The 25,353-nt window shown below is 41.7% G+C and carries 20 protein-coding genes and 1 other RNA gene; 9 read left to right on the plus strand and 12 right to left on the minus strand.

Annotation, left to right across the window (positions count from 1 at the left end):
• Positions 1-6: 6 nt before the first annotated feature.
• Positions 7-3,273: a lytic transglycosylase gene (locus E0D95_RS06190; protein ID WP_130803070.1), complete on the minus strand. Its 3,267-nt coding sequence runs from the start codon at positions 3,271-3,273 to the stop codon at positions 7-9.
• A gap of 209 nt (positions 3,274-3,482) precedes the next feature.
• Here E0D95_RS06190 and dnaQ point away from each other — a divergent pair, with 209 nt between their 5' ends.
• The 3 genes from dnaQ (at position 3,483) to nudC (ending at position 7,548) form a co-directional block, all read left to right on the plus strand.
• Positions 3,483-4,913, plus strand: coding sequence for a DNA polymerase III subunit epsilon (dnaQ, locus tag E0D95_RS06195; RefSeq protein WP_130803071.1), 1,431 nt, complete (start codon positions 3,483-3,485; stop codon positions 4,911-4,913).
• A 239-nt stretch (positions 4,914-5,152) separates the two neighbouring features.
• A complete protein-coding gene (locus E0D95_RS06200; RefSeq protein ID WP_130803072.1) occupies positions 5,153-6,796 on the plus strand; it encodes a BAR domain-containing protein in 1,644 nt (547 codons plus the stop codon).
• The gene (gene nudC, locus E0D95_RS06205) at positions 6,796-7,548 is read left to right on the plus strand and encodes an NAD(+) diphosphatase (RefSeq protein ID WP_130803073.1); all 753 of its coding nucleotides are present in this window, start codon (positions 6,796-6,798) and stop codon (positions 7,546-7,548) included. Before E0D95_RS06200 ends, nudC begins: the two co-directional genes overlap by 1 nt.
• A gap of 78 nt (positions 7,549-7,626) precedes the next feature.
• On the opposite strand, the gene E0D95_RS06210 is transcribed toward nudC, so the two are convergent.
• The 4 genes from E0D95_RS06210 to E0D95_RS06225 form a co-directional block, all read right to left on the minus strand.
• Entirely contained in the window at positions 7,627-8,511 is an 885-nt protein-coding gene (locus tag E0D95_RS06210) for an alpha/beta hydrolase (RefSeq protein ID WP_130803074.1), read from the minus strand.
• Positions 8,501-9,202 (minus strand): BON domain-containing protein, encoded by a 702-nt coding sequence (locus tag E0D95_RS06215; RefSeq protein WP_130803075.1) that lies wholly within the window; start codon positions 9,200-9,202, stop codon positions 8,501-8,503. The genes E0D95_RS06210 and E0D95_RS06215 overlap by 11 nt, the downstream gene beginning before the upstream one ends.
• Positions 9,203-9,271: 69 nt before the next feature.
• Entirely contained in the window at positions 9,272-9,676 is a 405-nt protein-coding gene (locus E0D95_RS06220) for a YraN family protein (RefSeq protein ID WP_130803076.1), read from the minus strand.
• Positions 9,677-9,683: 7 nt separating this feature from the next.
• The gene (locus E0D95_RS06225) at positions 9,684-10,625 is read right to left on the minus strand and encodes a penicillin-binding protein activator (protein WP_130803077.1); all 942 of its coding nucleotides are present in this window, start codon (positions 10,623-10,625) and stop codon (positions 9,684-9,686) included.
• A 12-nt stretch (positions 10,626-10,637) separates the two neighbouring features.
• Here E0D95_RS06225 and rsmI point away from each other — a divergent pair, with 12 nt between their 5' ends.
• The gene (gene rsmI, locus E0D95_RS06230; RefSeq protein WP_130803078.1) at positions 10,638-11,480 is read left to right on the plus strand and encodes a 16S rRNA (cytidine(1402)-2'-O)-methyltransferase; all 843 of its coding nucleotides are present in this window, start codon (positions 10,638-10,640) and stop codon (positions 11,478-11,480) included.
• Positions 11,481-11,516: 36 nt separating this feature from the next.
• Here the strand turns inward: rsmI and E0D95_RS06235 are convergent, their stop codons facing one another.
• The 5 genes from E0D95_RS06235 to E0D95_RS06255 form a co-directional block, all read right to left on the minus strand.
• The gene (locus E0D95_RS06235) at positions 11,517-11,774 is read right to left on the minus strand and encodes a hypothetical protein (RefSeq protein WP_130803079.1); all 258 of its coding nucleotides are present in this window, start codon (positions 11,772-11,774) and stop codon (positions 11,517-11,519) included.
• 172 nt (positions 11,775-11,946) lie between these two features.
• Entirely contained in the window at positions 11,947-13,179 is a 1,233-nt protein-coding gene (locus tag E0D95_RS06240; RefSeq protein ID WP_130803080.1) for an FAD-dependent monooxygenase, read from the minus strand.
• Positions 13,176-14,381, minus strand: a complete 1,206-nt coding sequence (gene ubiH / locus E0D95_RS06245) for a 2-octaprenyl-6-methoxyphenyl hydroxylase (RefSeq protein WP_130803081.1) — start codon at positions 14,379-14,381, stop codon at positions 13,176-13,178. Before ubiH ends, E0D95_RS06240 begins: the two co-directional genes overlap by 4 nt.
• Positions 14,382-14,407: 26 nt before the next feature.
• Positions 14,408-15,733: a Xaa-Pro aminopeptidase gene (gene pepP / locus E0D95_RS06250; protein WP_130803082.1), complete on the minus strand. Its 1,326-nt coding sequence runs from the start codon at positions 15,731-15,733 to the stop codon at positions 14,408-14,410.
• A gap of 61 nt (positions 15,734-15,794) precedes the next feature.
• Entirely contained in the window at positions 15,795-16,427 is a 633-nt protein-coding gene (locus tag E0D95_RS06255; RefSeq protein WP_130803083.1) for a UPF0149 family protein, read from the minus strand.
• A 64-nt stretch (positions 16,428-16,491) separates the two neighbouring features.
• On the opposite strand from E0D95_RS06255, the gene E0D95_RS06260 reads away from it, so the two are divergent.
• The 4 genes from E0D95_RS06260 (at position 16,492) to E0D95_RS06275 (ending at position 19,073) form a co-directional block, all read left to right on the plus strand.
• A complete protein-coding gene (locus tag E0D95_RS06260; RefSeq protein ID WP_130803084.1) occupies positions 16,492-17,064 on the plus strand; it encodes a hypothetical protein in 573 nt (190 codons plus the stop codon).
• Positions 17,061-17,345 (plus strand): cell division protein ZapA, encoded by a 285-nt coding sequence (locus E0D95_RS06265; protein WP_120370243.1) that lies wholly within the window; start codon positions 17,061-17,063, stop codon positions 17,343-17,345. The genes E0D95_RS06260 and E0D95_RS06265 overlap by 4 nt, the downstream gene beginning before the upstream one ends.
• 101 nt (positions 17,346-17,446) lie before the next feature.
• Positions 17,447-17,631: non-coding RNA, 6S RNA (gene ssrS / locus E0D95_RS06270), on the plus strand.
• A gap of 470 nt (positions 17,632-18,101) precedes the next feature.
• Positions 18,102-19,073 (plus strand): alpha/beta fold hydrolase, encoded by a 972-nt coding sequence (locus E0D95_RS06275; RefSeq protein WP_130803085.1) that lies wholly within the window; start codon positions 18,102-18,104, stop codon positions 19,071-19,073.
• A gap of 54 nt (positions 19,074-19,127) precedes the next feature.
• Here E0D95_RS06275 and E0D95_RS06280 read toward each other — a convergent pair whose 3' ends face one another.
• Positions 19,128-21,872 (minus strand): heavy metal translocating P-type ATPase, encoded by a 2,745-nt coding sequence (locus E0D95_RS06280; protein WP_431830756.1) that lies wholly within the window; start codon positions 21,870-21,872, stop codon positions 19,128-19,130.
• A gap of 154 nt (positions 21,873-22,026) precedes the next feature.
• Between E0D95_RS06280 and E0D95_RS06285 the strand changes: the two genes are divergently transcribed.
• Positions 22,027-22,413 carry a MerR family transcriptional regulator gene (locus E0D95_RS06285; protein ID WP_130803087.1) on the plus strand — a complete coding sequence of 129 codons (387 nt, stop codon included), beginning with the start codon at positions 22,027-22,029 and terminating at the stop codon, positions 22,411-22,413.
• An 86-nt stretch (positions 22,414-22,499) separates the two neighbouring features.
• Here the strand turns inward: E0D95_RS06285 and gyrA are convergent, their stop codons facing one another.
• Positions 22,500-25,229, minus strand: coding sequence for a DNA gyrase subunit A (gene gyrA, locus E0D95_RS06290; protein ID WP_130803088.1), 2,730 nt, complete (start codon positions 25,227-25,229; stop codon positions 22,500-22,502).
• Between the last annotated feature and the right edge of the window lie 124 nt (positions 25,230-25,353).

Raw genomic sequence — 25,353 nt, forward strand, 5'->3', positions numbered from 1 at the left:
CCAACGTTATAAATTAGGCACTTTAATCACATCGCCAATACGCAATTGTGCATTTTGTTTAAGATCATTTAAATCCGCCAACTCCGCTATCGCCATGCCAAATTTGCTCGCCACCCCAATCAGAGTATCACCACGTTTTACCGTATATTCTGTAATAGTTTTAGGCACTTGCAAGCTTTGTCCACGCTGTAACGAGGCTCGCGCATTTAGTTTATTCAAATCTGCAAGTTCTTTACTACTTATACCCAAACGGCTAGCGATACTATTTAATGATTCACCAGATTTAACGGTATAAGTTTCAGTGTTAGCCGATGATTTATTTTTAGGTGCTACTTTTGGGCTTTCATCTTTTGCCGTTTCAGCTTTTGGCACATCGCCTGTTAACTTCAACTTTTGTCCTACTCGTATATTTGAACTACGAGTTAAACCATTTAAAGCGGCAAGATAATTTACTTGTAAATGATAGCGGCTGGCGACACTGGCTAAGGTTTCACCTGATTTAACCGTATGCACATCTGATGAGGCTTGTTGTTCAACTTTTGAAGAAGCTTCGGCTTCACCTGTCAATTTTAGACGCTGCCCAACTCTTAAGCCCGCAGTGCGGCTTAAACCATTAAGTTCGGCAATATCATTCAAATCCAGATCGAACTTACTGGCAACACTATTTAAACTATCTCCCGCTTGAACCGTATATTGTTCAGGAACACTTGAACCAGCTGGAATTTTTAAGCTCTGTCCAACGCGAACGCCTTTATTGGCTGCCATATTATTTAAACTTGCCAATTCTGCCAAACTTATTTTCGATTTAGTGGCGATGCTGGATAAGGTATCTCCACGCTGCACCTGATAACTTTCCGTTTTAATTGTATCGGTTTTAATTGCATCAGTTTTAGCTGCAACGCTGTTACGTGTTTCTTTCACATCGGATTTATCATTGCCTTGCGCAGTTACTTCATGGACAGGGACATTAATTTTCTGACCGACCAATAGATTGCTACTGGCCGTTAAACCTGAAGTTAAATCTGCTAATTCCTGATTCGATAAAGCATAACGGTCTGCAATCAGCTTGAGATATTCACCACGTTTCACAGTATATGATTTGGTAGCAACACGCGCATTTTTTAAATCAGTTGCTTTAACTTCATTACGATTCGAAGAAACTGTACTACGTGCTGAAGCGTTCTCTTTCAAAGAAAGTTTTTGCCCGACAAAAAGTCCGCTGGTCACAGACAAATTATTATAATCCGCCAACTGTTTTACAGTCAGACCAAACTGATCTGCCACTCCAGTAAGGCTATCGTTCGCCTTAACTGTATAACTTTCAGGTTTAGACTCCGTTTTTGTACTGACCGGACGATCAATCGCCTGTGGTTTGGCATCATATAAATATAAAGATGCCCCTACAAATAAAGTATTGTTCGGATCAATTTGGTTCCACTTGGCAATATCACGCCAGCTTACGCCATTTTTAGCCGCAATAATGGCTAAAGTATCGCCCGGCTGAACGGTATACGTAGAACGCTTACCTGAAGGTTGCACCACGACGATATCCGTATCGGTTTTAATATACGGTTTGCCCTGATTATTTTGGGCTTCATAACTGTTCGAACTTACCGTTTCAGCAACTGCTTTCGGATAAGCAAAGCCTTTGGTCACTTCCTTGCCTTCTGTATCCGCAACCGATTGGCTGGTCTGAATAGCAGTTAATCTAATCTTGCCGTCATAAGGATCAACAATTTCAGTTCCTTTCGGTGCAATCGCTTGTAACTCCGCGACCACCTGATCCTTTTCAGCTTGAGTTGGTTGAGGTTCCAATGCCTGTTTGACGGTTTCCTTTACGCCATCCTGCTGTACCAAAGCCACAATCTGTTCACGTTCTGCCTTGGAAATTGGAGGCTCAGCACTGACAGGTTTGACATTACTTGAAGGAGTTACTGCTACAGGAATACGTGGCGCACTCGGAATATCTGCACTTGCAGCAAACGCCGCTAATTCATCTGCACTGCGTGGGGTGGTTTTTAATGGTCGTGTTACAGATGAGGTCACAGTGCTTGTTGACGTCGTCGGGCGAGTAATACTGCTTGCTGTCATGACAGGAGGCGTAGTACGACTTGGACTAATGGTCTGAGAAGAACTGCGTGTTGTGGTATTAATACTTACCGTAGAATTCGTAGAAGGAACTGGCGTAGTATTGCTGGCCCACAAACCTGAAGCACCTTTTAAAGCTTTCAGTTTGGTATCGACCGATGGATTCACATCTGCTGGAATTAAAATGCGCATTGGACTCTCTGGGTCAATTTGCTCACCACGATAGCCCGGATTCAGTGCATAAAGCTCGGCACGACTTAAACCTGTAATGGAGGCAATTTGATTTAAATCGGCTGGCGTATTTAAAGTGACTTCTCTAAAGTGTGGTCGGTTGGCAATTGGGGGTAAATTTACATTATAAGCTTTAGGATTTTTAATAATCTGGGCAACTGCCAAAAACCGTGGAACGTAGTTCATGGTTTCCTGCGGTAATTTCAATGACCAATAGTCTGTCGGCAAGCCTGCTGCCTGATTACGGTTAATTGCCTGTTGAATACGACCCGGACCTGCATTATATGCAGCCAATGCCAATTCCCATGAACCAAATTGGTTATATAAACTTCCTAAAAACTCGTAGGCAGCGCGAGTAGATTCAACCACATCACGGCGGCCATCATACTGGCTGGTTTGTTTCAAACCATAAATACGCCCCGTACTTGGAATAAACTGCCATAAACCTGCTGCGGCTGCACTACTGGTAGCAGCGGGGTCATAAGAACTTTCAATTACAGGCAAGAGTGCTAGTTCTGTCGGAATACCACGACGCTCTGCTTCTTTCACGGTATGGTACAAATAACGACTGGCACGCGCACTTAAACGATCCAGATAAGGTTGACGTGAAATAAACCAGCTACGCTGCGCTTCAATACGCGGATCCCAGTGATTTAAATCCATTTTAAAACCGACCGTCATGCGTTTCCAGACATCACCGTGTTTTAAAATAAGTAAGCGATCACCCTCTACCGCACGCATATCTGTGGCAGAAAGTAAGTCTTCGAGAGAATCCAGACTACTGGCATCCAGATAGCCCGAACCTAATTGTTTGCTTGTTGTTGTTTTTGCAGACTGTGGAGTTGAGGAACAGCCCGTGGTCATACCTAGTGCTGCTAAAGCAGAAGCCAATATCGTAATTTTAAAAAGTGATGCTGCGGGAAATTGCCACACCATATTGGTCGGTTTATACATAAAATGTTCCAAACAACTCGCGTAAAGTTTAATTCTTTGATCTGCCATTGTAGTGAAGCATGTCGCTTAGACAAGGCAATAATTTAACGTGATTTGCGTGGAAATGTTACAAGAAATTAAAGAAATCATTCAATCAACGGCTCGGAACAGCCTATTTACATATACAATACCGTCAGTTAAGTTAATTTTTTAGTTTTGGGATTTATATGATGTCACAAACAATCACGCTCTATGTTGATGGTGCCTGTAAGGGTAATCCTGGCTTGGGTGGTTGGGGTGCATATATCATTACCGAACAGGCTGAGCACAAACTTTATGGGGGCGAAGCCAATACCACCAACAACCGTATGGAACTCACTGCTGCCATTGAAGGGATTTCGTTCTGTCCACAACATGCAAAATTGATCATCTGGACGGATTCAAACTATGTTAAACAAGGTATTACCGAGTGGATTCATGGGTGGAAAAAGAAAAATTGGAAAGATGTCAAAAACCCAGATTTGTGGCAACAACTTGATCAGGTTTGTGCAGATCGAAACATTGAATGGAACTGGATTAAAGGTCATGCAGGTCATGCAGGCAATGAAATGGCAGACCAATTGGCAAATTTAGGGGTGCAACAACCAGATAAGCAACACATCGTTGTACCTGAATCTGAATGGATTGGGCATCAACTATCTACGCCAGAAACAAAAAAAAAATCTGAAAATGACTGGTTATTAGATGATCCCTTTGGATTTGATATGACAGATACACATGAGCCAGAGGATGATTTTTCACAAGACCTCCCAGAGCAGATTCAAGTTGAATCTGATGCGACAATCTTGGCCTCAGATGCTACAGTTGCGAACTCAGCTGAACAAGACATAATTTCAAGTGATTCTGCCCAATCAACTACAGCAGCGCATCCGCATGTTGTGACTACGCCAGCAACTTTAAATATTCAAGGACCGCGTCAGCTCATTCTGGATACAGAAACCACAGGTTTTTATTTTCAGGATAGTGACCGCATCATTGAAGTGGGTGCGATTGAAATGATCAATCGCAAACTCACAGGTAGCTCTATTCATATTTATATCAACCCCGAAAAACCTGTTGGAGAATCTGAAAATATTCACGGCATTAGTGATGACTTTCTAAAAGACAAACCGAAATATGCTGAAATTGCAGACGTGCTTTTTGAATATTTGAAAGGTGCAGAAATTATTGCGCACAATGCAAGCTTCGATATGAACTTTTTAGACATGGAGTTTAAACGCGCAGGTTTGGGCAGACTGTCAGAAGTGTGTGAAGTTACAGATACCTTGGCATTGGCAAAAAGCAAACATCCGGGACAAAAAAATTCACTGGATGCACTCGTCAGACGTTATGACATCCCTGCCCGTGATCGTACATTTCACGGCGCCCTCCTAGATGCCGAGATTTTATCTGACGTTTATCTTGCCATGACGGGTGGACAGGTTTCATTTGATATGGATGCCCTGTCACAACATGAAAGTCACGGACAACAAAATAGTAGACAGCGGGTACAGGTTGATCTACCGATCATTTTTCCTGAGCCAGAAGAATTAGAACGACATGAGACATGGGTCAAACAATTTGAGGAAAAACATGGAAAACCCTGCTTTTTTGTCAAATAAAATTCATGGGAAGTTTCTGTTTAGATATTCCAACATGCTCAAGTTCAGTTATATTAGTTGATAAATCATTTAACCTGCTCAATTGAGCAAGAGAAAGCTTGAACCTACCTGTTTTTGATGATTTGTGAAATTAGACATGCAGCGTATTAATGGGGATGCATGTGCAAATCCAATCAGGTCTTTGGTTTACACTTAATCTGGTTATCTAGCACAAATATTAAAGGAAAGGTGCAGCTTACATGTCTTATCAAAGCTCTATTCACTTCGATCCAACAGCTTTACTCATAATAAAAAATGAAATTGATAACTCGATCAAACATGTTGAAAATGCAGTCACCACACTTGCTGAAGAACACGCGCTGCCTTTTGGGATTGATGATGCGCTGAATCAGTTTGAACAGTGTGCCAGCATCTTGGCCCTGATTGATATGCCACGACTGTCCCTCATTACGCACTACTCTGCTTTGCTCATGCGTAAAATTATGGCAGATCCTCAACACATCCACATGGATGATGTGGAGGCGTTGAGCGAAGGCACTGCCATGTTGAAACGTTATATTGAATTTATCTGCTTGCGTGAAGTAAAAGTCCCTCAATTTCTGATTGATACCTTAAATCGTCTGGAAATTGCATTAGGGAAGCCACAAACACGTGAAGGTGATCAAATTCTGCCGTTACTGGATTGTTTTCAGCCTAATTTTGATTTACCTCAAGTCCCCGAACTTGAAAAAAGTCGCTATGTGCACCAACTGTATAAACTATGTTTAAACAAGCTGTTGCAACATCGCGCAACAGCACTGGACTTTCAGGCGATTAAATTAATTGGCGCTTACCTTGCTTCTTTTTCCAAGCAACAGCCGAGTCAGCAATACTGGCAATTGGTCAATGTCGCATGTAGTCGCATTGAGCGTATGATTCTAAATAATGCGCGCTTAAAAGTATTGATTCAGCTCGAAACCAACATCGGTCAATATCTTGAACAAGCTTCCCAATTTCATGCAAATACCGCAGACCTAGCAGATATCCTGAGTTTATGTATCAGTCAGGAAGATGAAATCTCAGAACATATTCGTCACCAACTCAGCATTGGCGATGAATTACTGACAGATACCCAACTTGAAGTATTAAGTCGCCATTTATATGGTCCAGACTACAATACCATTCACACTGCAAGTGAATTAATTACGGATGCAATGACTCAGATTCGTAATGATATTGAATATAACTATCAAAATATGTCGACTGAAAAAGTGCAGGAATTACAGCAAAACCTTAAAAACTTGGCACATGTCTTTAAAGTATTGAATTTAAATGAAGCGTATCAGGAGTTGTATCGTCAAGCTGAAACGCTCAATCAGCCTACCATGTTGAATGATGCCAATTACGCTCAACAATTGATGAAAAGCATTCTGGCAGCTATGAATTCGATTGGAATTCTGGAACGTAATTATCTATCCAGTCGCTTACAACTTCGTGTCAACAACATGAATATCTCTTTAGATCGACTAGATGATGCACATGACGCACTTTTAAGCGAAAGTAAGGCCTTGGTGGAAGTCGTCATTCAAACCTTATTACAACTACATCAGCAGCCAGATGCAGAACCACTCGAATCGCTGGTAACGCACATGAAAGAATTGGCTGGTGCAGCGTTATTTTTAGGTAGTGAACAGCAGCAACTTGCTTTACTACAAACTGCAAAATTCTTAAATACCTATCATGACACTCAGCAAACGCTGAACACTGAACAAGTGAGTCAAATTTTGAATGTATTGGCGAGTATGGACATGCTGATTGATAATTTGCAAAACAAACAGCCTGTTTTACAGTCGATGTTTGATGTAGCATTACAAAACAGTCAAAAACTACAGACGGCAGCCTAATGTCACAACTTTCAATTGCCTATATTTTTCATCATCATCAACTTTTAGTCGATGAACACTATCAACTGCCTCAAGTTGAAGTACTGGCAACTGATTTAACATTTCATGCGGGTGATCAAGTGATTGCGCGGGATTTGATGGAGCATGAGCCAATTCCAGCGCATTTGCAGCTTGTTCCGATTCGACAACTGATTAGCTTATGGTCTGTTGATGAGTTTCAAAGAGCAAGTCGTGCAGTTCAGCTCCTCGAATGGCGACGCAACCATAAATTCTGTAGTCACTGTGGACATGAAACACACGTTCATGCTACTGAATATGCCATGGTGTGCCCTGCTTGTGGTTATCATCAGTACCCACGTGTACAACCTTGCATCATTACCATCATTACCAAAGGTCAAGATGAGGTTTTGCTGGCTAAAAATGCCAACAACAAAAGTAACATGTATGGCTTAATTGCAGGCTTTGTCGAAGTGGGTGAAACACTCGAAGAAGCCGTACAACGTGAAACACTCGAAGAAGTCGGTTTAAAACTCAAAAATATTCGCTATATGTCGAGTCAGCCTTGGCCTTTTCCGAGTAATTTAATGATTGCTTTTCAGGCCGAGTATGAATCTGGGGAGATACAACTTCAGGAAGAAGAAATTAGCGATGCGCAATTTTTTAAGTTTGATCAACTGCCAGAAATTCCATTTCAGGGCAGTATTGCACACAGCATGATTATGCAGATTATCCAACCCGCGACAAACACATAGTCCATTCTCATCTAAAGCTGTAGGTAGATGTAGATAGATTAGACTAGAACATCATATGACCAACAACTATTGAATGAATCAAACGTCCAGACTTTCTTGAATAAAACTTAAAATAGTACGTTTGGTTTTAAAATAACGGCTAAATAAGCTCGATAAAGTGCCAACAATCGAGATATGCCCAGTCTTTGCAATAATCGCAATATGACTGTGGTTGCCATGTTGTTTGAGTACACGATCCAAATCGATGCTGTTCGATGCTGCCACAATCCGATCATTTTCAGCCATGAGTAGATAATGCCGAATTTGATTAGAATCGACAAAATAATAAGGCATCACCTGTTCATAAGGGATTTCCTGATTAAATGCATGCTGTGCTAACAGGTCACCTTTATAATCAAAATGATAAGGCCCCGCAATCCCAATAATGGCCTTAATTTTGTCACGACAATGCACAATATTTGGGTGCGGATGATAAACCACCGACATCACATTAAAAGCACCCGCAGAATGCCCCATCAAAATTAAATGTTCAGTCGATATCTTTAATTTATTTTGATATTGATCCAGAAAATTTAAAGCCTGTGCCAGATCATCGACATATCTTGGGAAAATATACTCTGGAGCGAGATGATAATTAATGACTGCAACATCATAACCTTCTCGCGCAAAACTCTCGCCGATGAAAGCATATTCTTTCTTATCGCCATGTTGCCAAGCCCCACCATGAATAAAAACAATCAAAGGGCGACCAGCCACAGCTTTTTTACTACGATAAATATCCAGTCGTTGTCTCGACTTCAAACCGTAAGCGATATTTTTCTGAACATGATATGTCGATTTTGGTGTCAACATATTCAATGCATAACTTCCCAGATCATACAACCGAAACTCACGGTAACGGTGCTTAACCTGTTCCAACCGTTGTTGCAGTTGTTTAACAATCTCCGTTGAATTATTGAGCATTAACGGGTTCACCCTGATCAGGATCAATGGCAACAGGAGTTTGTACATCAGGCTGAGCTGTTGCATTGCCTACAAGTGGACTGGCAACCAAGGAGCTGGTGGTGGTTCCGGCACTAGGTTGCTCAATATTATCAATCAGCGTCACGATTTTAGTGACATTGCCTACTTTTTGTAGCACATCATTTAAGTCATTAATTTCAGCACTGTTTAAACGACCCATCACATACAATACGCCATCTTCGGTATGAACCAGTACTTTGGTATCGGAAACGACAGGCGCACGCACCAGTAGACCACGCGTATTGGCCGTCACTGCTGAATCTTGCATGATAGTTGAATAGCTGGCTTGCGGGCCAATTGTAATATAGTTATGAACGGTTTTGACGTCACTCATTGATTTGACATTGTCTTCTGCCAATTGACGCAAATGCTGATCAGGCACTTGTCCTGTCAACAAAACATTGCTGTGAAAGCTTTCAATGTTGACACGCGACTGTTTAAAACGTGGATCAAGTTTATAAAGATTGATACTGGCGGTGCGTTTAATCGAAGAGTCAATAAACACCTGACCCAGACTACGTGCACCACTTTCTGTTCCGACTGGTGCAGACCCTGTTCCACCCGAAATAAAGCTGGCACATCCAGACAAACTTGCGACACATAGTGCCGTTATTGCAATACGTTTAAACACTCAGCAAAGCTCCCTGAAAACTCTTTTGAAATCATATGTGCACCTTGTCTCAAGAGTAATGAACTCTGATTACAAAGTAAATGCATTTTCAATCCATTGCTGATCATATCGAAGTTTGGAAAAATCTTGCTGTACTGTTTTTGCAATTTTCTGTGGAAAATCAAAACAAATTACATCAAAACGACAATAAAACTGCTGATAGGATGGATAGCAGATTAAAAAGTATTCAGCAGTACGAATAATTTTACGTTGTTGGCTTGGGCGAATCATTTCACTCGCCTGTCCATAAGAACCAAGTGAACGTGCTTTGACTTCAACAAAAATAAGCTCCTGTCCACGCTGCACAATCAAATCCAGCTCTCCAAATCGAGAGTGAAAATTCTGCTGTACCAGTCGGAAACCCTGTTGCTGCAAAATATGTAATGCCTGCTGTTCCGCCCATTGACCAAGCGCATGTTGATGATTAAGCGTCATAATTTGCTTATTGTTCAAGTCGTACGATGTTATTTTTCTGTTTTTGATAGCAATGTGGAATGCGTGTCACGCGCTGTGCATTCACATCCAGATCACCTGTTCGACCCTGCAAAGTAAAATTTTTAATTTTGGGCGTTTTTAAATAAAGTTCAGTTAACATCCATGCATCTGCGCCGAAAGCGATCAGACGTTGATAAGGCATACTGACGGGTTGTTGCAAATAAGCATGTGCCACGTCACTCCATTGATGCTCATATAAGGCCGGTACATCACAAAATTTGAGACCCTTGGGAATGGGCTGATTTTCTTCAATGGTAGTGGCTTGGGCATAAACATTGTTTTTAGGCAGATGAGAAAGCTGATTCATCCATGCATCATCTCCCAAGAGTAATAATCCCTGCCCCTTTTTAAGCTTTTTAGGCATCTCCTGAACCACTTCAACCGCTTGACCAAACTGAGACATCATCGACATCAGAAATAATTCGCTTTCCTGCTCTCGACCAGTTTGGCGCAGTACAAATAACTGCGACACTTTGTCTTTGAGTAAAATCTGTTTCAATGCAAAAGCATCATCCTGTTTTGCCAGACTAAACTGAATGACATTTGCCGCCTGCCTATCAACTTCATTTAATGCCAACACACGAATTTTCGGATTCATCGCCACAACTTGTTCAACCTCATGTTTAGCCAATGGCCCCACGATCAGTTGTGTCTTTTTATTTAAGTTCTTTGCCAAAATGGTTTTGATGCTTTGTTGATCTGAATTGATAAATTTAAGTGGTACTTTTTCTTCTGACAATGCATACGCACTCATAAAACCCGACTTAATGCTGCTGGTCGCTCGCGCCATAGGACCTGATTCGGGTAGAATGACCAATACTTCAGCTTGCGTCTGGGTGACAAAAGCAGTGAAACACGCCAGCAGTAATCTTTTTTTATTATTCAACATGGAGTAAACCTTATGAGTGCTCAGTTATTTGTTGTAGCAACCCCGATTGGGCACTTGGATGATATGACTTTTAGAGCAATTGCTACACTAAAATCAGTTTCTATTGTTGCCGCAGAAGATACTCGTCAATCTGCTCAGTTATTTAAGCATTATAATATATCAACACCGCTTACTGCATGTCATGATCACAACGAAAGTAACAAAATTGAACAACTGATTGAAATGCTCAAATCAGGCAAAAATGTCGCCCTGATTAGTGATGCAGGTACACCACTCATTAGTGATCCCGGCTTTAAACTGGTACGTGCAGCACAGGAGCACGGTATTCGTGTCACGCCCGTTCCCGGTGCATGTGCTGCGATTGCAGCACTGAGTGCCGTAGGTCTGCCTAGTGACCGTTTTAGTTTTGAAGGTTTTTTATCGTCTAAATCATCTCAGCGTATGAGCCAGCTTGAAAAGCTGAAAGATGAAACTCAAACCCTAATTTTTTATGAAGCCCCACATCGAATTCTAGATTGTGTGAAAGATATGATGGCTATTTTTGGTGAAGATCGTCCTGTCGGCTTTGCCCGTGAAATTACCAAGACTTTTGAGACCATTAAAAAAATGACCTTAAAAGATTTAGTGGCATTCATTGAACAAGATCATCATCAACAAAAAGGTGAAATTGTGTTGGTTGTGGGGGGAAATCCTGAGCAAAAAGATCTTGATCAGGAAAAGCTGGATCAGTTACTAAATCGTTTATTACAGGATTTATCAGTGAAAGCAGCCTCTCAATTGGCAGCAGACTTAACAGGCATAAAAAAGAAAGTCGCGTATCAACGCGCATTAGAGCTCACTCAAGATCAAACTTGAGTCATAAAAAAAGCATCACCGAAGTGATGCTTTGTATTAATGTCTGGCTTCTTCGTCAGCTGGCACTTCGGTAATTTTTCCACCTTGAGCAAGAAATGCCGCAATTTCATCTTCCAAGGCCTGACGTTGTTTTTGCTTGGCAGTTACGGTTAAGGTTTCTGCCTCAGCAAGGTCAGTATCACTTAGATTACCACCCTCCTCTTCGCTGTCGCTTGCGCCATGTTCAGCAGCTTTGGCTTCATCTTCATCTACGGCTGAATCTTCGGATTCATCATAATCATTCATATCTGTCATTTTTTGCTCCCCATAATGATCAGCAAATGTTTTATGAAACTCATCATAAATTACGAAGAAATGTAGCAATCTCTTGGGCATTCGCAAAGAGGCTTTTGCTTCAAATTCGTATTTTTTTTAACCATATTGGTAATAATTTATAAATGATTGTTTAAAAAATATCTAGTGCTGACTAAATCGCATACTGGGTTTTCTTTAAACTTTGTAAACCATTGGCTTGTTGCATAAATGCATCTTTCAAAATTTTCAATTGATTCACCTGATGTAAACCAAAATTCCGAGCAAAAATTAAAGGTCTTAATTCACTACTCTCAAGCCAGCCGATTGCAGACATGCTATGCATCATCGCTGCATTTTGTCCCTTACGTTCATGCTCATAACGGCGCAAAGTTTGCTCATGCGCCCATACACCACGCTTTAGATCATGCAGCAATACGTCGCACAATACTGCGGCATCCAGACAGCCAATGTTCACACCTTGTCCTGCCAAAGGGTGAATCACATGCGCAGCATCCCCAATCAATGCCAGACCCGCTTTGACATAGTGCTGTGCGGAACGGGCTTTGAGTGGAAACTGTGCGCGAGATCGGACATCAATCACCTGACCGAGCATATGCTGGCTTTCTTGAGTTAAAAGCTGCATAAATTCAGCATCGGTCAGATTTGAATATTCTTCGGCATAATCATCAGGCAATGTCCAGACGATCGATTGCCAATAACCATTTTCTTGCTCATCCAGACTTGCCATTGGCAGATAAGCCAAAGGTCCTGTAGGCAAAAAGATTTGTCGTGCCACATACAAGTGTGGTCGAGTGGTTTTAATGGCACAACTGATCGCTGCCTGACGATAATCCAAGATATCTAAACCAATATACGCCTGATCACGCACAAACGAATTTGCACCGTCAGCACCAATCAGTAATTTGGTTTTTAAAATCTGACCATCTGCTAATTCAACAGTCCAGCCTTGCACCTGCTGTTCAACGCGAGCGACTTTGACTTGGGTGCGGTAGTCCTTAATCTGCTGTAGCATTTTTTGTTGAATCACCAGATTAAGTAAGCTTGGCTCAACCATTGAACCTAAAGCTTGATCTGGTCTAGGAAAAGTGGTCGATTCCTGACCAAACTCAATTTCGCCATAACCATTTTTATTCCAGACATGCATGCCAGTATAAGGCATCTGCCGAGGTAAATCCTCCCAAACCTCAACCATTTTCAACAAATGAATCGTCGCCTGACTCAGTGCCAAAACACGCGGATTTAAAATATTTTTAACCTGTTCAGGATCAAGTACAGGCGCAGCATCCAATACTGTGGCCTGCACACCGCCTTTGGCAAGTAATAAAGCAGTCAGACCACCGACTAAACCACCACCGACAATCACCACATCCAGAATATCACTCATGCTTTTAATCCCATGGCATAGTTGGCAACGAGAGGTTTAATTCCCGGAATGACGTCAAACGCGACCAATCCAGTGTTTCGCAATAATTTCAGCACTGGATTTTGATTGCTAAAACCACGCACCACAGAATCACAGAATTTAATCACACGCTGCTGATCTTTTAAGCGAGAGTGTTCATACGCTAATAAATTTTCAGGGCTGCCAATATCATCCGATTGGGTTAAATGCTGGGTCAGAAAACGCACTAACACGTCTGCATCACGCAGACATAGATTAAAACCTTGGCCTGCAACAGGATGAATGGTATGTGCAGCATTACCCATCAATACCACACGACCAACCGCCTGCTTATGTGCCAAAACTTGCGACAATGGATAACTAAATCGTTTGCCGGTTTTTTCAAATTTTCCAGCACGATCGCCATAAGTCTGCTGCAACGCATCCAGAAAATGCTGATCATTTTCCTCACCTAGCCACTCTGCTTCTGTACCTTTTTTGACAGGCCACACCACAGAACGGCGGTATTCTCCCGGTAAAGGCAATAGCGCTAATGGCCCAAGTGCACTAAAACGCTCAAATCCTACATGCTGATGCGGTTTGGATGTCTGCACCGCGGTCACAATCGCCACTTGATCATAGTCATGCACATCGACGCCAACGCCAATCGCTTGACGACAGAAAGAATCACGACCATCCGCTGCAATGAGTAATTTTGATGTTAAGGTCAATGTTTCTTGATCGCGTTTTGCCTGAATGGTCACCTGCTCTTGAGTTTGTTCCAGAGCAGTGACTTCTACGCCATCAATGAGTTCAATCAACGGTTGCTGGCGTACTTGCGTTAATAACACCCGACCTAACCATGCATTTTCAATAACTTGACCAAAGCTTTCGACTTTTTCCTGTTCTGCCACTAAACGTGCCTTACCAAAACTACCTTCTTCCGTGATGTGCACTTGAAGAATAGGGGTCGCATGTTGTTGCAAAGCATCCCACAAACCAAGCTGTTGATAAATCATGACACTACGACGTGACAAGGCCGTATTTCTGGCATCAAAACTGGAGTGATACGGTGCAAGCTGATCATCTTGATAATTCGGGTATCGAATCGCTTCTAGCAATTGAACAGCAATATTTTGTTTGGCCAGCATGAGTGCTAGACTTAAACCGACCATTCCCCCACCGACAATAATGACTTTTTGCACGGTAAAACTCCTCAATACGTTTATCGTTATATTTTGACTTGCGCCATCAGTTGCTCAATGTCGTCAGTTTCTTTGACGACAGCACCTGTTAAAACCAGAGGCCCTTGCGCAGTGGCAACCACATCATCTTCAATGCGAATGCCAATGCCCCGCCACTTTTCATCTACAGTTTCATCGTCAGGTGCAATATAGAGTCCTGGTTCAACAGTGACCACCATGCCTTCTTCATAGGGTCGCCATTCGTTTTCTTTTTTATAGTTACCGACATCATGCACATCCATGCCTAACCAGTGTCCTGTACCATGCATATAAAACTGACGGAAAGCTTCGCTTTCAATTAACTCATCCAGATTACCTTTGAGCAAGCCCAAATCCAGTAAGCCCTGAGTGAGAATACGCACCGCCACTTCATGCGGCTCACGATAGGAATTTCCCACACGCACCGCATCAATCGCGGCATATTGTGCTGCTAATACGACGTTATAAAGTGCTTTTTGTTCAGGACTAAACTTACCATTGACTGGGAAAGTACGAGTAATGTCGGATGCGTAGCATTGATATTCACAGGCAGCATCTATCAGAACCAAGTCACCATCTATGAGTGCTTTGTCATTTTCGACATAATGCAAAATACAAGCATTGGCTCCACCACCGACAATACTGTTGTAGGATGGCACACAACCATGCTGACCAAAAATATAATTCAATTCAGCTTCAAGCGCATATTCCATCATTTCAGGACGAACTTTTTGCATGGCACGCGTATGTGCAGCGGCACTAATATCCGATGCAATTTGCATCAGTTCGATTTCCTGCTTGGATTTAATCAAACGCATTTCATCGACAATACGATCAAGCTGTAAAATTTGTGAAGGTGCGCCATTACCGCGACGCTGCTGAGCATCGGCTTGTTTAATCCACTGACTCACCCGTGCATCAAATTCAGCACGATGTCCAATGCGATAATAAAGACGCTCTTTATTCAGTAATTTTTCCGCAATTTCTTCATCGAGCAAATCAATCGCATAAGCTTCGTCTGCCTCAAAGTCTTCAATTGCACCATCAATGCCCGCTCGATAACCATTCCAGATTTCCATTTCGCGGTTACGTTCACGACAAAACAAACTATAGGTGTAATCTTCCACCGTATCGAAAGTTTCAATCACTGCTACCGCTTCAGGTTCAGCAAAACCTGTGAGATAAAAAAAACTGCTATCGGTACGAAACTTATAGTCTGCATCACGGTTACGGTACGCAACAGGACTGGTTTCAATAATGGCAATACTGTTTGGCCCCATGTGTTGAGCGAGGCGGTCTCGACGAAGTTCAAAATCTGCTTGAGTCAATTTCATGAGGCTATAAGTCTTTAATTATCAAGTGGTAAAATAAAATTTAAACAACAACATCGCCCAATTAGCTTGGACGATGTGGGGTAAACATTTCAACTACGCTTTGGTTATCTTTTCGTGCAGGGTCATTTTGGCTCTTGGCATGAAAATTTTTTAACAATGAACTTTCTTCTACAGCAATCTTTTTCCGACCCATTGAAAGGCTGACAGGAATCAAACGTACAAATTCATACAGTTCTTCGTAGCTGTTTTCGCCTTCTTCGTCATCATCTGAATCTTCAAATTCAACTGCTGCCACATCCTGTAAATGTTCAATCAGTTCCATTTCATCGCTACGAATATGACCTGACGCCAAACCAAAACCAAGCACTACGCCTGCACTCCAGTCTGCCAACGCTTGAACGCGCTCTTGTAAAGAATGTTGATCATCTGGAAGCATCGGTAAATAATCCAGTTCGTCTTCCGATAAAGCATGTGCTACATCTTCTGCTTCATCACTCAGTAGCGCAAGTGCTTCATCTGTTAAATGAGGTACATTCAGTGTGGTTAAAATTTGTACCCATTCGTCACGACTCGGGGCTTCAGTCACACAAACAATGCCTGTCAGTAAGCCATGCAGCTCACTTGGGCTTGAAATCTCCTCAATTCCGTTAAAATTTGTGAACCATTCATTCCAACCTGAAATATCGTCTTGCATTCGCTTATCCAATCTCTATACTTCGTATATATTACCTTTGATTGCAATTCTGTGCGACTACGTTATGTTAGAACAATTACAGCGTCTACAGGCGCATATTGGCGTTTTAAAAACGCGTTTACATCACCTTGAAAGTGAAAATGAGTCACTGACCCAAAAAAAACAACAGGATGATGAGCAACATCATGCTCAAATTGTGCAAAAAAATGGGATCATTACCTCCAAACAGGAAGAAGTTGACAGTCTGACTGAGCAACTGTCGCAACTGCAAAATCAATTTCAACAATTGAATACTGATGCATCAGCGCTGGCTGACCGTTATAGCCGTCTGGAAAAAAGTTGTACTGATCTAAAAAATCGTTTTCAGGAGATTCTGGCAGAACGTAATGATTTACGTGTCACCAAAGAAAAACTTCAGTTACAACAGCATAAAACCCAGCAAGATCTACAAAATACCCAGCAAGAACGCGAACGTTTACTGCAAAAAAATGAACTGGCTAAATCCAAAGTCGAAGCGATTATTCAACGTCTGGCGACTTTAGGAACGGAACAGGATCAACATGCGCAAGAAATTCAGCAATTGGCCGACCCAAGTGTTGAAAATAGTGCTGAACATGATGAGGAGGCACAATCATGAGCGAGCAGGTAATGGTTGAGTTGCGCTTGATTGAACAAACTTTCCGTTTGGCAACAACGGCATCTGAAAAAGAAGAACTTGAACGTGCAGGCCAAATGCTCAATGACAAGTTTAATGAAATGCGTCGCAATGCGCCTCGGGTCGAGCATAATAAACTGGTGATTATGGTGGCATTGCAACTGATGCAAGATGTATTGAGTATGAACAAATCTCTACAAGAATATGCACACTGTGAGCGTTTACTTGACACAATCTTAAACGATGTCGAACAAATCGTATAAGTTAGCCAAGTTTTTGCGTAAAGCTTCACCATTTGAAAACTAAGTTTACATAACGACTGGCTCAAGTAATTGCCATAATATTGAGATGAGTTATACTAAAGCTGTCTCTGGGATGTTCGCCAGCGCGTCTGATTCCCCTGAGCCGATACTATCTTTTTAGGATAGCGTTCTGCGTATTTAGAGCGTATGCCTGCTCCGTGCAGGAAACCCAGCAAGTACGCGTCGCTTCCACCTTGAACTTAAGGGTTCAAGGGTAACGACATGCAGCGGCATCTTCGGAGGCATTTATTTTTTAATTATAACAATAACTTGCATCAATAAATTACTATTTATATTTTTCACTCCACATTCAAAAATAGCCTGCAAATAGACCTCATAACTATTGTATTGTTATATATTGCTAGATACAGTTTGTTTAAAGAAATGGCGACTCATATTAAATTTACTAAATATTTAGCAGTCAATGCTCAATAAAACCTGATTAGATGTTCAAGATATTAAATAGACGTCCTTATTTTAATAATATCTTTGCCAAACAATTCCAGATGTCTGCTTAGTTATATGCATATTAAGATACTTTTAACTTTTCTAGGCTGTTGACGTTCATATAGTTCATTTAATTTCATTCTTTTCAAAGTATTCTTAAGATAAGATTGAGCGTATTGACCCATAATGTTTATATTTTTTAAGTGCTGCGAATGCTTTCAAATCGGTTGTTCCGCACGATCATTATTATGAAAACAAGAGCATATTCAAATGAAACGGACTTTATCACAGCTATGCCTTACTTTAAGCCTAAGCTTGACAACTGCAACCATGACCACCTATCCAACCAATAGCTTTGCTGCTCCAAGCATAAATATTCAAACCGTACTGCAACAGGAACGTGCATGGGCAGGTTTACAAACTAAAAAACTCAAAGTGGGTGAAATTGAGTGGGTCTATAGTGAAGGCGGTCAAGCCACAAAACCGACCATTATTTTAATTCATGGATTAGCAGGCAGTCGTGATAACTGGAATCGCGTTGCGCGATATTTAACGCCAAATTATCATGTCATCATTCCTGATTTACCTGCACACGGCGATACTCAAGTTACCGACGACTTTGATCTCTCGATTCCCAACTTAACTGAAAAATTAAGACGTTTTGCCGAAGCTGGTCATTTTGAAAAAGATGTAAATATCGCAGGACATAGTATGGGCGGCGTGATTGCGCTGTTATACACGGCACAATATCCGACTGAAACCAAAACATTGTTATTGGTCGATAGCGCGGGTGTTTTTAAATCAGCGAATACAGCTTATCTGAAAAATCCAGCTTTACTCAATGAATTAGTGGTGAAAAAGTCTGGCGATTTTGACAAGTTATTCCAACTAGCAACTACTACGCCGCCATTTATTCCTGTTGAATTAAAGACTGAGCAAGAAAAACTTATGATTACTCAGTCTAAAAGTACGCAGCGCATGGTGAACCAGTTAGTTGAGATGTCTAAAATTTACACGCCTGAAACATTTGCAATTGCAGCCAAATCCATTGATACCCCAACGTTTATTGTATGGGGGGAGCAAGATAAAATTATTAATGTTGAAGCAGCGCAAGAATTAAAAGATTTACTCAAAAATGCCCAGCCACCTTTAATTCTAAAAAATGTAGGACATATGCCTATTTTAGAAGCCGATCAAATTGTGGCACAACAGTATCTAATCTTTTTAAATAAACATAAATGATTGAAATTAAAATAAAACAGGAGTCATTTTGACTCCTGCTGTTGTTATATCCAGTTAAAGTTTGCGTAATCTTAAGGCATTCAATACCACTGACAGTGAGCTGAGTGACATGGCAATGGCTGCAACCATTGGTGTTAAAAGCCAGCCTGTGAGTGGATAGAAAATGCCTGCTGCAACTGGCACACCCAAACCATTATAGAGAAATGAAAATGCAAGATTCTGTTTCATATTTTTCACCCCTTGTTTGGCCATGTGTACTGCTTGAGCAACGCCCTGTATATCGCCTTTGACCAAGGTAATCTGAGCAGTTTGTTTGGCAATATCAGTCCCCGTTCCCATGGCAATTCCAACATTGGCTTGTGCCAATGCAGGCGCATCGTTAATACCATCTCCTGCCATAGCCACAACTTTAGCTTGTGATTGATAGCGTTTTACAATCTCCAGTTTTTGTTCAGGATCAAGGTTGCCATAAGCATGTTCTATGCCTAATTGTTGAGCCACCATTTGCGCATTTTTATCATGATCACCTGTTGCCATAATGACTTCAATACCATCCTGATGCAGTTGATCAATCACCACTTTGGCATTGTCTTTAATCGCATCATGAATCACGATATATGCCAATACTGTTTGTTCATTCATGAGAAAACTGATGACATCACCTTGTTCACGTCGTTGATCAAGTTCAGCATTCTCAGCAGGATCCAAGTTTAAGCCAAGTTGATCAACTAACTTTTGACTGCCCACATAATAGGTTTTCCCTTCAATTTGCCCTTTGACTCCAAAGCCGGTGACATCTTCAAAATCATCAACTTTAAGCAATTGTTCAGCACCCACCAATTTGGTCAAGGTTTGTGCAATCGGATGGGTCGAATATTGTTCAATCGAAGCGATATAACGCTCAACGGTTTTTTGGTCTTGTGTTTGATCCAATACCTTAATCTGTTGAAGGCTCGGTTTACCTTCAGTTAAGGTGCCTGTTTTATCAATGATCAAGACGTTCACTTTGCTTAAGGCCTCAATCGCTTCGGCATCTTTAAATAACACGCCTTTTTGTGCCGCACGACCTGTCGTCGCCATGACTGACATTGGCGTCGCCAAACCGAGTGCACATGGACAAGCGATAATTAACACCGCAACCGCACACATCAGAGCCAGATCAAACTGCGCATGTCCAAACAGCATCCAAACCACAAAAGTGATGAGGCTTATGGAAAGTACAGCCATGACAAAGTACTTTGCCGCGACATCGGCAATCCGTTGCAAGGGTGCTTTGGAACGTTGTGCTTCTGCCACTGCCTGAATCATTTTTGCTAAAGTCGTTTGGGTTCCAACCGCGGTCGTTTCTATGCGAACACTGCCCTGCTGATTCACTGTTCCCCCAATTACATGATCATCTTTTTGCTTTTTGACAGGAACAGCTTCACCCGTCATCATCGATTCATCCACATAGGTTTGACCTTCGATCACCACACCATCGAGCGGAATCTGTTCGCCTGATGAAATTTGTAAAATCTCACCTTTGTGAATCAGGCCAATATCCACTTCTTCAATGCCATTTTCACCAACCCGTTTGGCTGTATGTGGTTGTAAGCGTAACAAGGCTCTCAGGGAATCAGCGGTTTGTGCGCGAGCTTTAAGTTCCATGATTTGTCCAAGCAAACTTAAGGACACAATCATACAAGCGGCTTCAAAATACACCGCCACACCATGTCCTGTTTTTGCCTGCACAGGAATAATGGATGGAAAAATGGTCGCAATTACACTATAGATAAAAGCAGCCAGTATCCCGACGCCAATCAAACTCCACATATTTAAATGACGGGTTTTATAAGATATCCAGCATCTTTGTAAAAAAGGATAACCTGCCCATAAAACGACTGGAATACTTAAAACTAACTCAATCCACGGCTGTATATGTGGTGAAATAAAGGCATGGATATGTGAACCCATCGCCAGAACCACCACCAGCAACGTTAAAGGTAAGGTTGTCCAAAAGCGTTTTTTAAAATCCACTAATTCGGGGTTTGGTCCTTCATCCAGTGTCGGTTGCATCGGCTCCAAAGCCATTCCACAAATTGGGCAGGTTCCTGGCCCTTTTTGTACAATTTCAGGATCCATCGGACAGGTATAATCAATGTCCATGGCCCCTTCGGGTATAGCACGTTGATCTAAGGGAACCAGATAAGTTTCAGGATCTTTTTTAAATTTTTCGAGGCAAGAAGGATTACAGAAATAATATTCCTTGCCTTGATAATCCGTATGTAAAGGGCTACTACTACTGACTTTCATCCCACACACTGGGTCTATTTCAGTTTGCGAACTTTCATGATCAGTATGCTGATGCTGGCCGCCGCCACAACAACTTTTGGCTTGAGGCTGAGTCTTTTCCGTAGAGGCAACCGTTTCAACAGACTTTGTTCCACAACATGACGACATAGTTGTTGCTTGGATCAGTTCATTTTTCTGATCCAGCGGTTTTGAATCGTGACCGCAACAATTCGAAACAGCTTTAGGTTCCTCTTTGCTCGAACATCCACAGCCTGATGCTGTCGAAGTTAGTTGAGTGCCATCATCATTCACACTGCTTTTTTCTGATGTTGCTTTTCCAATTGTTTTATTTGAACAACAACCAGATGCAGAAGTTTCCACGTGTTTATGTAGATATTGTTCTGGATGTTGCTCAAATTTTTGTTTACACACAGCTGAACAAAATAAATAGCGAACTCCATTCAAATCGACATAGTGTTGACTATCATCAGCAACTGTCATGCCACAGACAGGATCAGTCGTCATCATTTCTTGAGGTTGTAAACTAGGTTTAGAACAACATGAAGCTTTCTTTTGCTCGTTCACGGTGATGTTCTCATATTTTTTAGGATTATGTTAAGATAAACTCTGTACCTAGGTACGGAGTCAAGCTTTTTATTGATACACATGAGAGGTGTTGTGCATGTTGACAATTGGTAAACTCGCTAAACAGGCAAATTTAAATGTTGAAACCATCCGTTATTATCAACGCATTGGACTCATGCGGACTCCAGAAGCAATTAATCATTATCGTTATTATAATCATCGAGATATCGAAACTTTAAGTTTTATACAAAAAGCCAAAGATGCAGGGTTACAACTCACTGAAATTAAAGAACTGTTACAATTACAACTGGATGACCGAGTACAGGTTCGGCATGTCATCGCACATCGATTAGAAAAAATTGATATCCGTATTCAGGAATTACAAGCGTTAAAAAAACGTTTAAGCAGTTGGATTGATGAATGCCAATCGACTGAATCGGACGGTTGTCCTATTTTGCTAGATTTAAAACAGCAACGCTTATAATAACTTCTTTAGCATCGTAGCCTTAGTCAAAAAAAACCTGAGTTCGAAAACTCAGGTTTTTTTACATCTAAGAAGCGTTCAGTTCATTATTCTTCAGTGATATCATCATTATGTGAAACAACATCTTCAGGTTGAGCTTGTATAGCTTCACCTTCTACAGCATCACCTTCAATAATATCAAGCGTTTCATCATCTTCGACTTCAACTGCTTCAATAGATACGACGCCCACTAAGGTTTCATCATCACTTAAACGTATCAAACGAACGCCTTGTGCATTACGTCCAGTCGTCGCCACTTCAGCAGCACGCGTACGAACCAGAGTCCCGCCATCTGAAATCAACATCAGTTCCTTGGTTTCATCAATTGAAACCGCACCCACCAATTCACCGTTACGTTCGGAAGTTTTAATGGCGATCACACCTTTACCACCGCGTTTTTTGGTTGGGAAATCATCGACAGGAGTACGCTTGCCATAACCGTTCGCCGTCGCACAAAGTACTTCACCTGTTTCAGGAACAACGACCAGCGAGACAATGCGACTGACCACATTTGAATCTGAGTCATCATTTTCATCTGAATCATCATTTTCAACTTCCGCATCTTCTGTATCTAAGGTCGCAGCCAACATCACACGCATACCACGCACGCCTTTGGCGGTACGTCCCATGGCACGAACATCAGTTTCAGCAAAACGAATGGCTTTACCCTCATTAGAGAACAACATAATTTGTTGCTGACCATCGGTAATGGCTACGCCAATTAAAGTATCTTCTTCATTCAACTCAATGGCGCGTAAACCATTGGTACGAATATTAGAAAATTGCTCAAGTTCTACGCGTTTAACCGTACCCGACGCAGTGGCCATAAAGACATAATGATTTTCAGGGAAATCGGTCAATGGCAAAATCGCCGTAATGGTTTCGTTGGCGTCTAATGGTAATAAATTCACCATTGGACGACCTTTAGCGCCACGTGATGCTTGTGGCACTTCAAATACTTTTAAGCGATAAACCTTACCAACATTGGTGAAACACAACACCGTTGCATGGTTTGATGCTACAATCAAATGTTGAATAATATCATCGTCTTTCATTGACGTGGCAGACTTACCACGACCACCACGACGTTGTGCCTGATAATCTGACAATGGCTGTGTCTTGGCATAACCTGTTTGTGAAACAGTCAACACCACTTGTTCTTCTGGAATCAAATCTTCACGGCAAAAATCAACACGTGATTCAATAATTTCGGTACGGCGTGCGTCACCATATTGCTGAAGAATTTGGGCTAATTCTTCACGAATCACACCCATGAGCAAATTAAAGTCATTTAAAATGGCAGTTAATTCAGCAATTTGACCTAAAATCTCAGTATATTCAGCATGTAACTTGTCTTGTTCAAGACCTGTTAAGCGATGCAAACGAAGCTCTAAAATGGCAGCGACTTGGGCTGGTGACAAACGATAAAGATCACCAGATAGACCAAATGGACGATTTGGATCTTCACCTTCAATCTCATCTGGACGTACCGAAATCGCGCCAGCTTTTTCAAGTAAAGCGGTAACACCACCCCCTGCCCATTCACCAGCCTGTAGACGCTCACGCGCTTCAGCAGGATTGGATGAAGTTTTGATGGTTTCGATAATTTCATCAATATTGGCAAGGGCAACGGTCAGACCTTCCAAAATATGACCACGTTCACGCGCTTTACGCAATTCGAACATGGTACGACGCGTCACGACTTCCTGACGGTGACGAATGAACGCCGCAATGATATCTTTAAGATTCATCAATTTAGGCTGTCCGTTATCCAGACAGACCATGTTGATGCTAAAAGAATTCTCAAGTTGAGTATTTAAGAATAAGTTATTAACGATGACTTCCGCGTTTTCACCACGTTTTAAATCAATCGCAATACGCATACCATCTTTGTCAGACTCATCACGTAGCTCAGAAATTCCTTCGAGTTTTTTCTCTTTGACCAATTCAGCAATACGTTCAATCACGCGTGCTTTATTGACCTGATACGGAATTTCAGTAAATACGATGGTGGTACGACCTGTTTTAGCATCTTCTTCAAAATGGTATTTACCACGAATATGCAAACGGCCTTTACCTGTACGGTAGGCATCAACAATGCCAGATTTTCCGTAAATGATCCCTCCAGTCGGAAAGTCAGGTCCTGAAATATGCTCCATCAATCCTTCAATTGAAATATTTGGATTGTCAGCATACGCAAGACAGGCATGAATGACTTCAGTCAGATTATGCGGTGCCATGTTGGTTGCCATACCTACGGCAATACCAGCAGAACCATTAATGAGTAAGTTGGGTACACGAGTAGGCAGTACATCTGGAATACGATGGGTACCATCATAGTTGTCGACCCAATCGACGGTATCTTTTTCAAGATCGGCCAATAGTTCATGGGTCAGTTTCATCATACGGACTTCGGTATAACGCATTGCGGCGGCACTATCGCCATCGACTGAACCAAAGTTACCCTGACCGTTCACCAGCATATAGCGTAAACTGAAATCCTGTGCCATACGAACAATGGTATCGTAAACAGCAGTATCACCATGCGGGTGATATTTACCGATTACATCACCCACTATACGCGCAGATTTCAAATAGGCTTTATTATAATCGTTACCTAGCTCATGCATCGCATAAAGCACACGACGATGCACGGGTTTCAGGCCGTCTCTCACATCAGGTAATGCACGTGAAACAATGACACTCATTGCATAATCGAGATATGAGTTTTTGAGCTCATCTTCAATGGCAATCGGTCGGATTTCCGATACGCTCATGCATACTCCTTTCTATATGGCAAGCCTCGAAAGCTCACCACAATTTATGTATTAATCTCGCTAAACTTAGCTCAAAAAGCTGAACTAAAAGTAAAAAACATAGCTAAAAATTATAGCATAAATG

The organism is Acinetobacter ihumii (assembly GCF_900625095.1).
Taxonomy (GTDB): Bacteria; Pseudomonadota; Gammaproteobacteria; order Pseudomonadales; family Moraxellaceae; genus Acinetobacter; species Acinetobacter ihumii.

Excerpts from the sequence above, each read along its gene's own strand:
- E0D95_RS06190 (WP_130803070.1), bottom strand. The coding sequence starts at position 3,273 with ATGTATAAACCGACCAATATGGTGTGGCAATTTCCCGCAGCATCACTT.
- dnaQ (WP_130803071.1), top strand. The coding sequence starts at position 3,483 with ATGTCACAAACAATCACGCTCTATGTTGATGGTGCCTGTAAGGGTAAT.
- E0D95_RS06200 (WP_130803072.1), top strand. The coding sequence starts at position 5,153 with ATGTCTTATCAAAGCTCTATTCACTTCGATCCAACAGCTTTACTCATA.
- nudC (WP_130803073.1), top strand. The coding sequence starts at position 6,796 with ATGTCACAACTTTCAATTGCCTATATTTTTCATCATCATCAACTTTTA.
- E0D95_RS06210 (WP_130803074.1), bottom strand. The coding sequence starts at position 8,511 with ATGCTCAATAATTCAACGGAGATTGTTAAACAACTGCAACAACGGTTG.
- E0D95_RS06220 (WP_130803076.1), bottom strand. The coding sequence starts at position 9,676 with ATGACGCTTAATCATCAACATGCGCTTGGTCAATGGGCGGAACAGCAG.
- E0D95_RS06225 (WP_130803077.1), bottom strand. The coding sequence starts at position 10,625 with ATGTTGAATAATAAAAAAAGATTACTGCTGGCGTGTTTCACTGCTTTT.
- rsmI (WP_130803078.1), top strand. The coding sequence starts at position 10,638 with ATGAGTGCTCAGTTATTTGTTGTAGCAACCCCGATTGGGCACTTGGAT.
- E0D95_RS06235 (WP_130803079.1), bottom strand. The coding sequence starts at position 11,774 with ATGACAGATATGAATGATTATGATGAATCCGAAGATTCAGCCGTAGAT.
- E0D95_RS06240 (WP_130803080.1), bottom strand. The coding sequence starts at position 13,179 with ATGAGTGATATTCTGGATGTGGTGATTGTCGGTGGTGGTTTAGTCGGT.
- pepP (WP_130803082.1), bottom strand. The coding sequence starts at position 15,733 with ATGAAATTGACTCAAGCAGATTTTGAACTTCGTCGAGACCGCCTCGCT.
- E0D95_RS06255 (WP_130803083.1), bottom strand. The coding sequence starts at position 16,427 with ATGCAAGACGATATTTCAGGTTGGAATGAATGGTTCACAAATTTTAAC.
- E0D95_RS06260 (WP_130803084.1), top strand. The coding sequence starts at position 16,492 with ATGTTAGAACAATTACAGCGTCTACAGGCGCATATTGGCGTTTTAAAA.
- E0D95_RS06265 (WP_120370243.1), top strand. The coding sequence starts at position 17,061 with ATGAGCGAGCAGGTAATGGTTGAGTTGCGCTTGATTGAACAAACTTTC.
- E0D95_RS06275 (WP_130803085.1), top strand. The coding sequence starts at position 18,102 with ATGAAACGGACTTTATCACAGCTATGCCTTACTTTAAGCCTAAGCTTG.
- E0D95_RS06280 (WP_431830756.1), bottom strand. The coding sequence starts at position 21,872 with ATGATGACGACTGATCCTGTCTGTGGCATGACAGTTGCTGATGATAGT.
- E0D95_RS06285 (WP_130803087.1), top strand. The coding sequence starts at position 22,027 with ATGTTGACAATTGGTAAACTCGCTAAACAGGCAAATTTAAATGTTGAA.
- gyrA (WP_130803088.1), bottom strand. The coding sequence starts at position 25,229 with ATGAGCGTATCGGAAATCCGACCGATTGCCATTGAAGATGAGCTCAAA.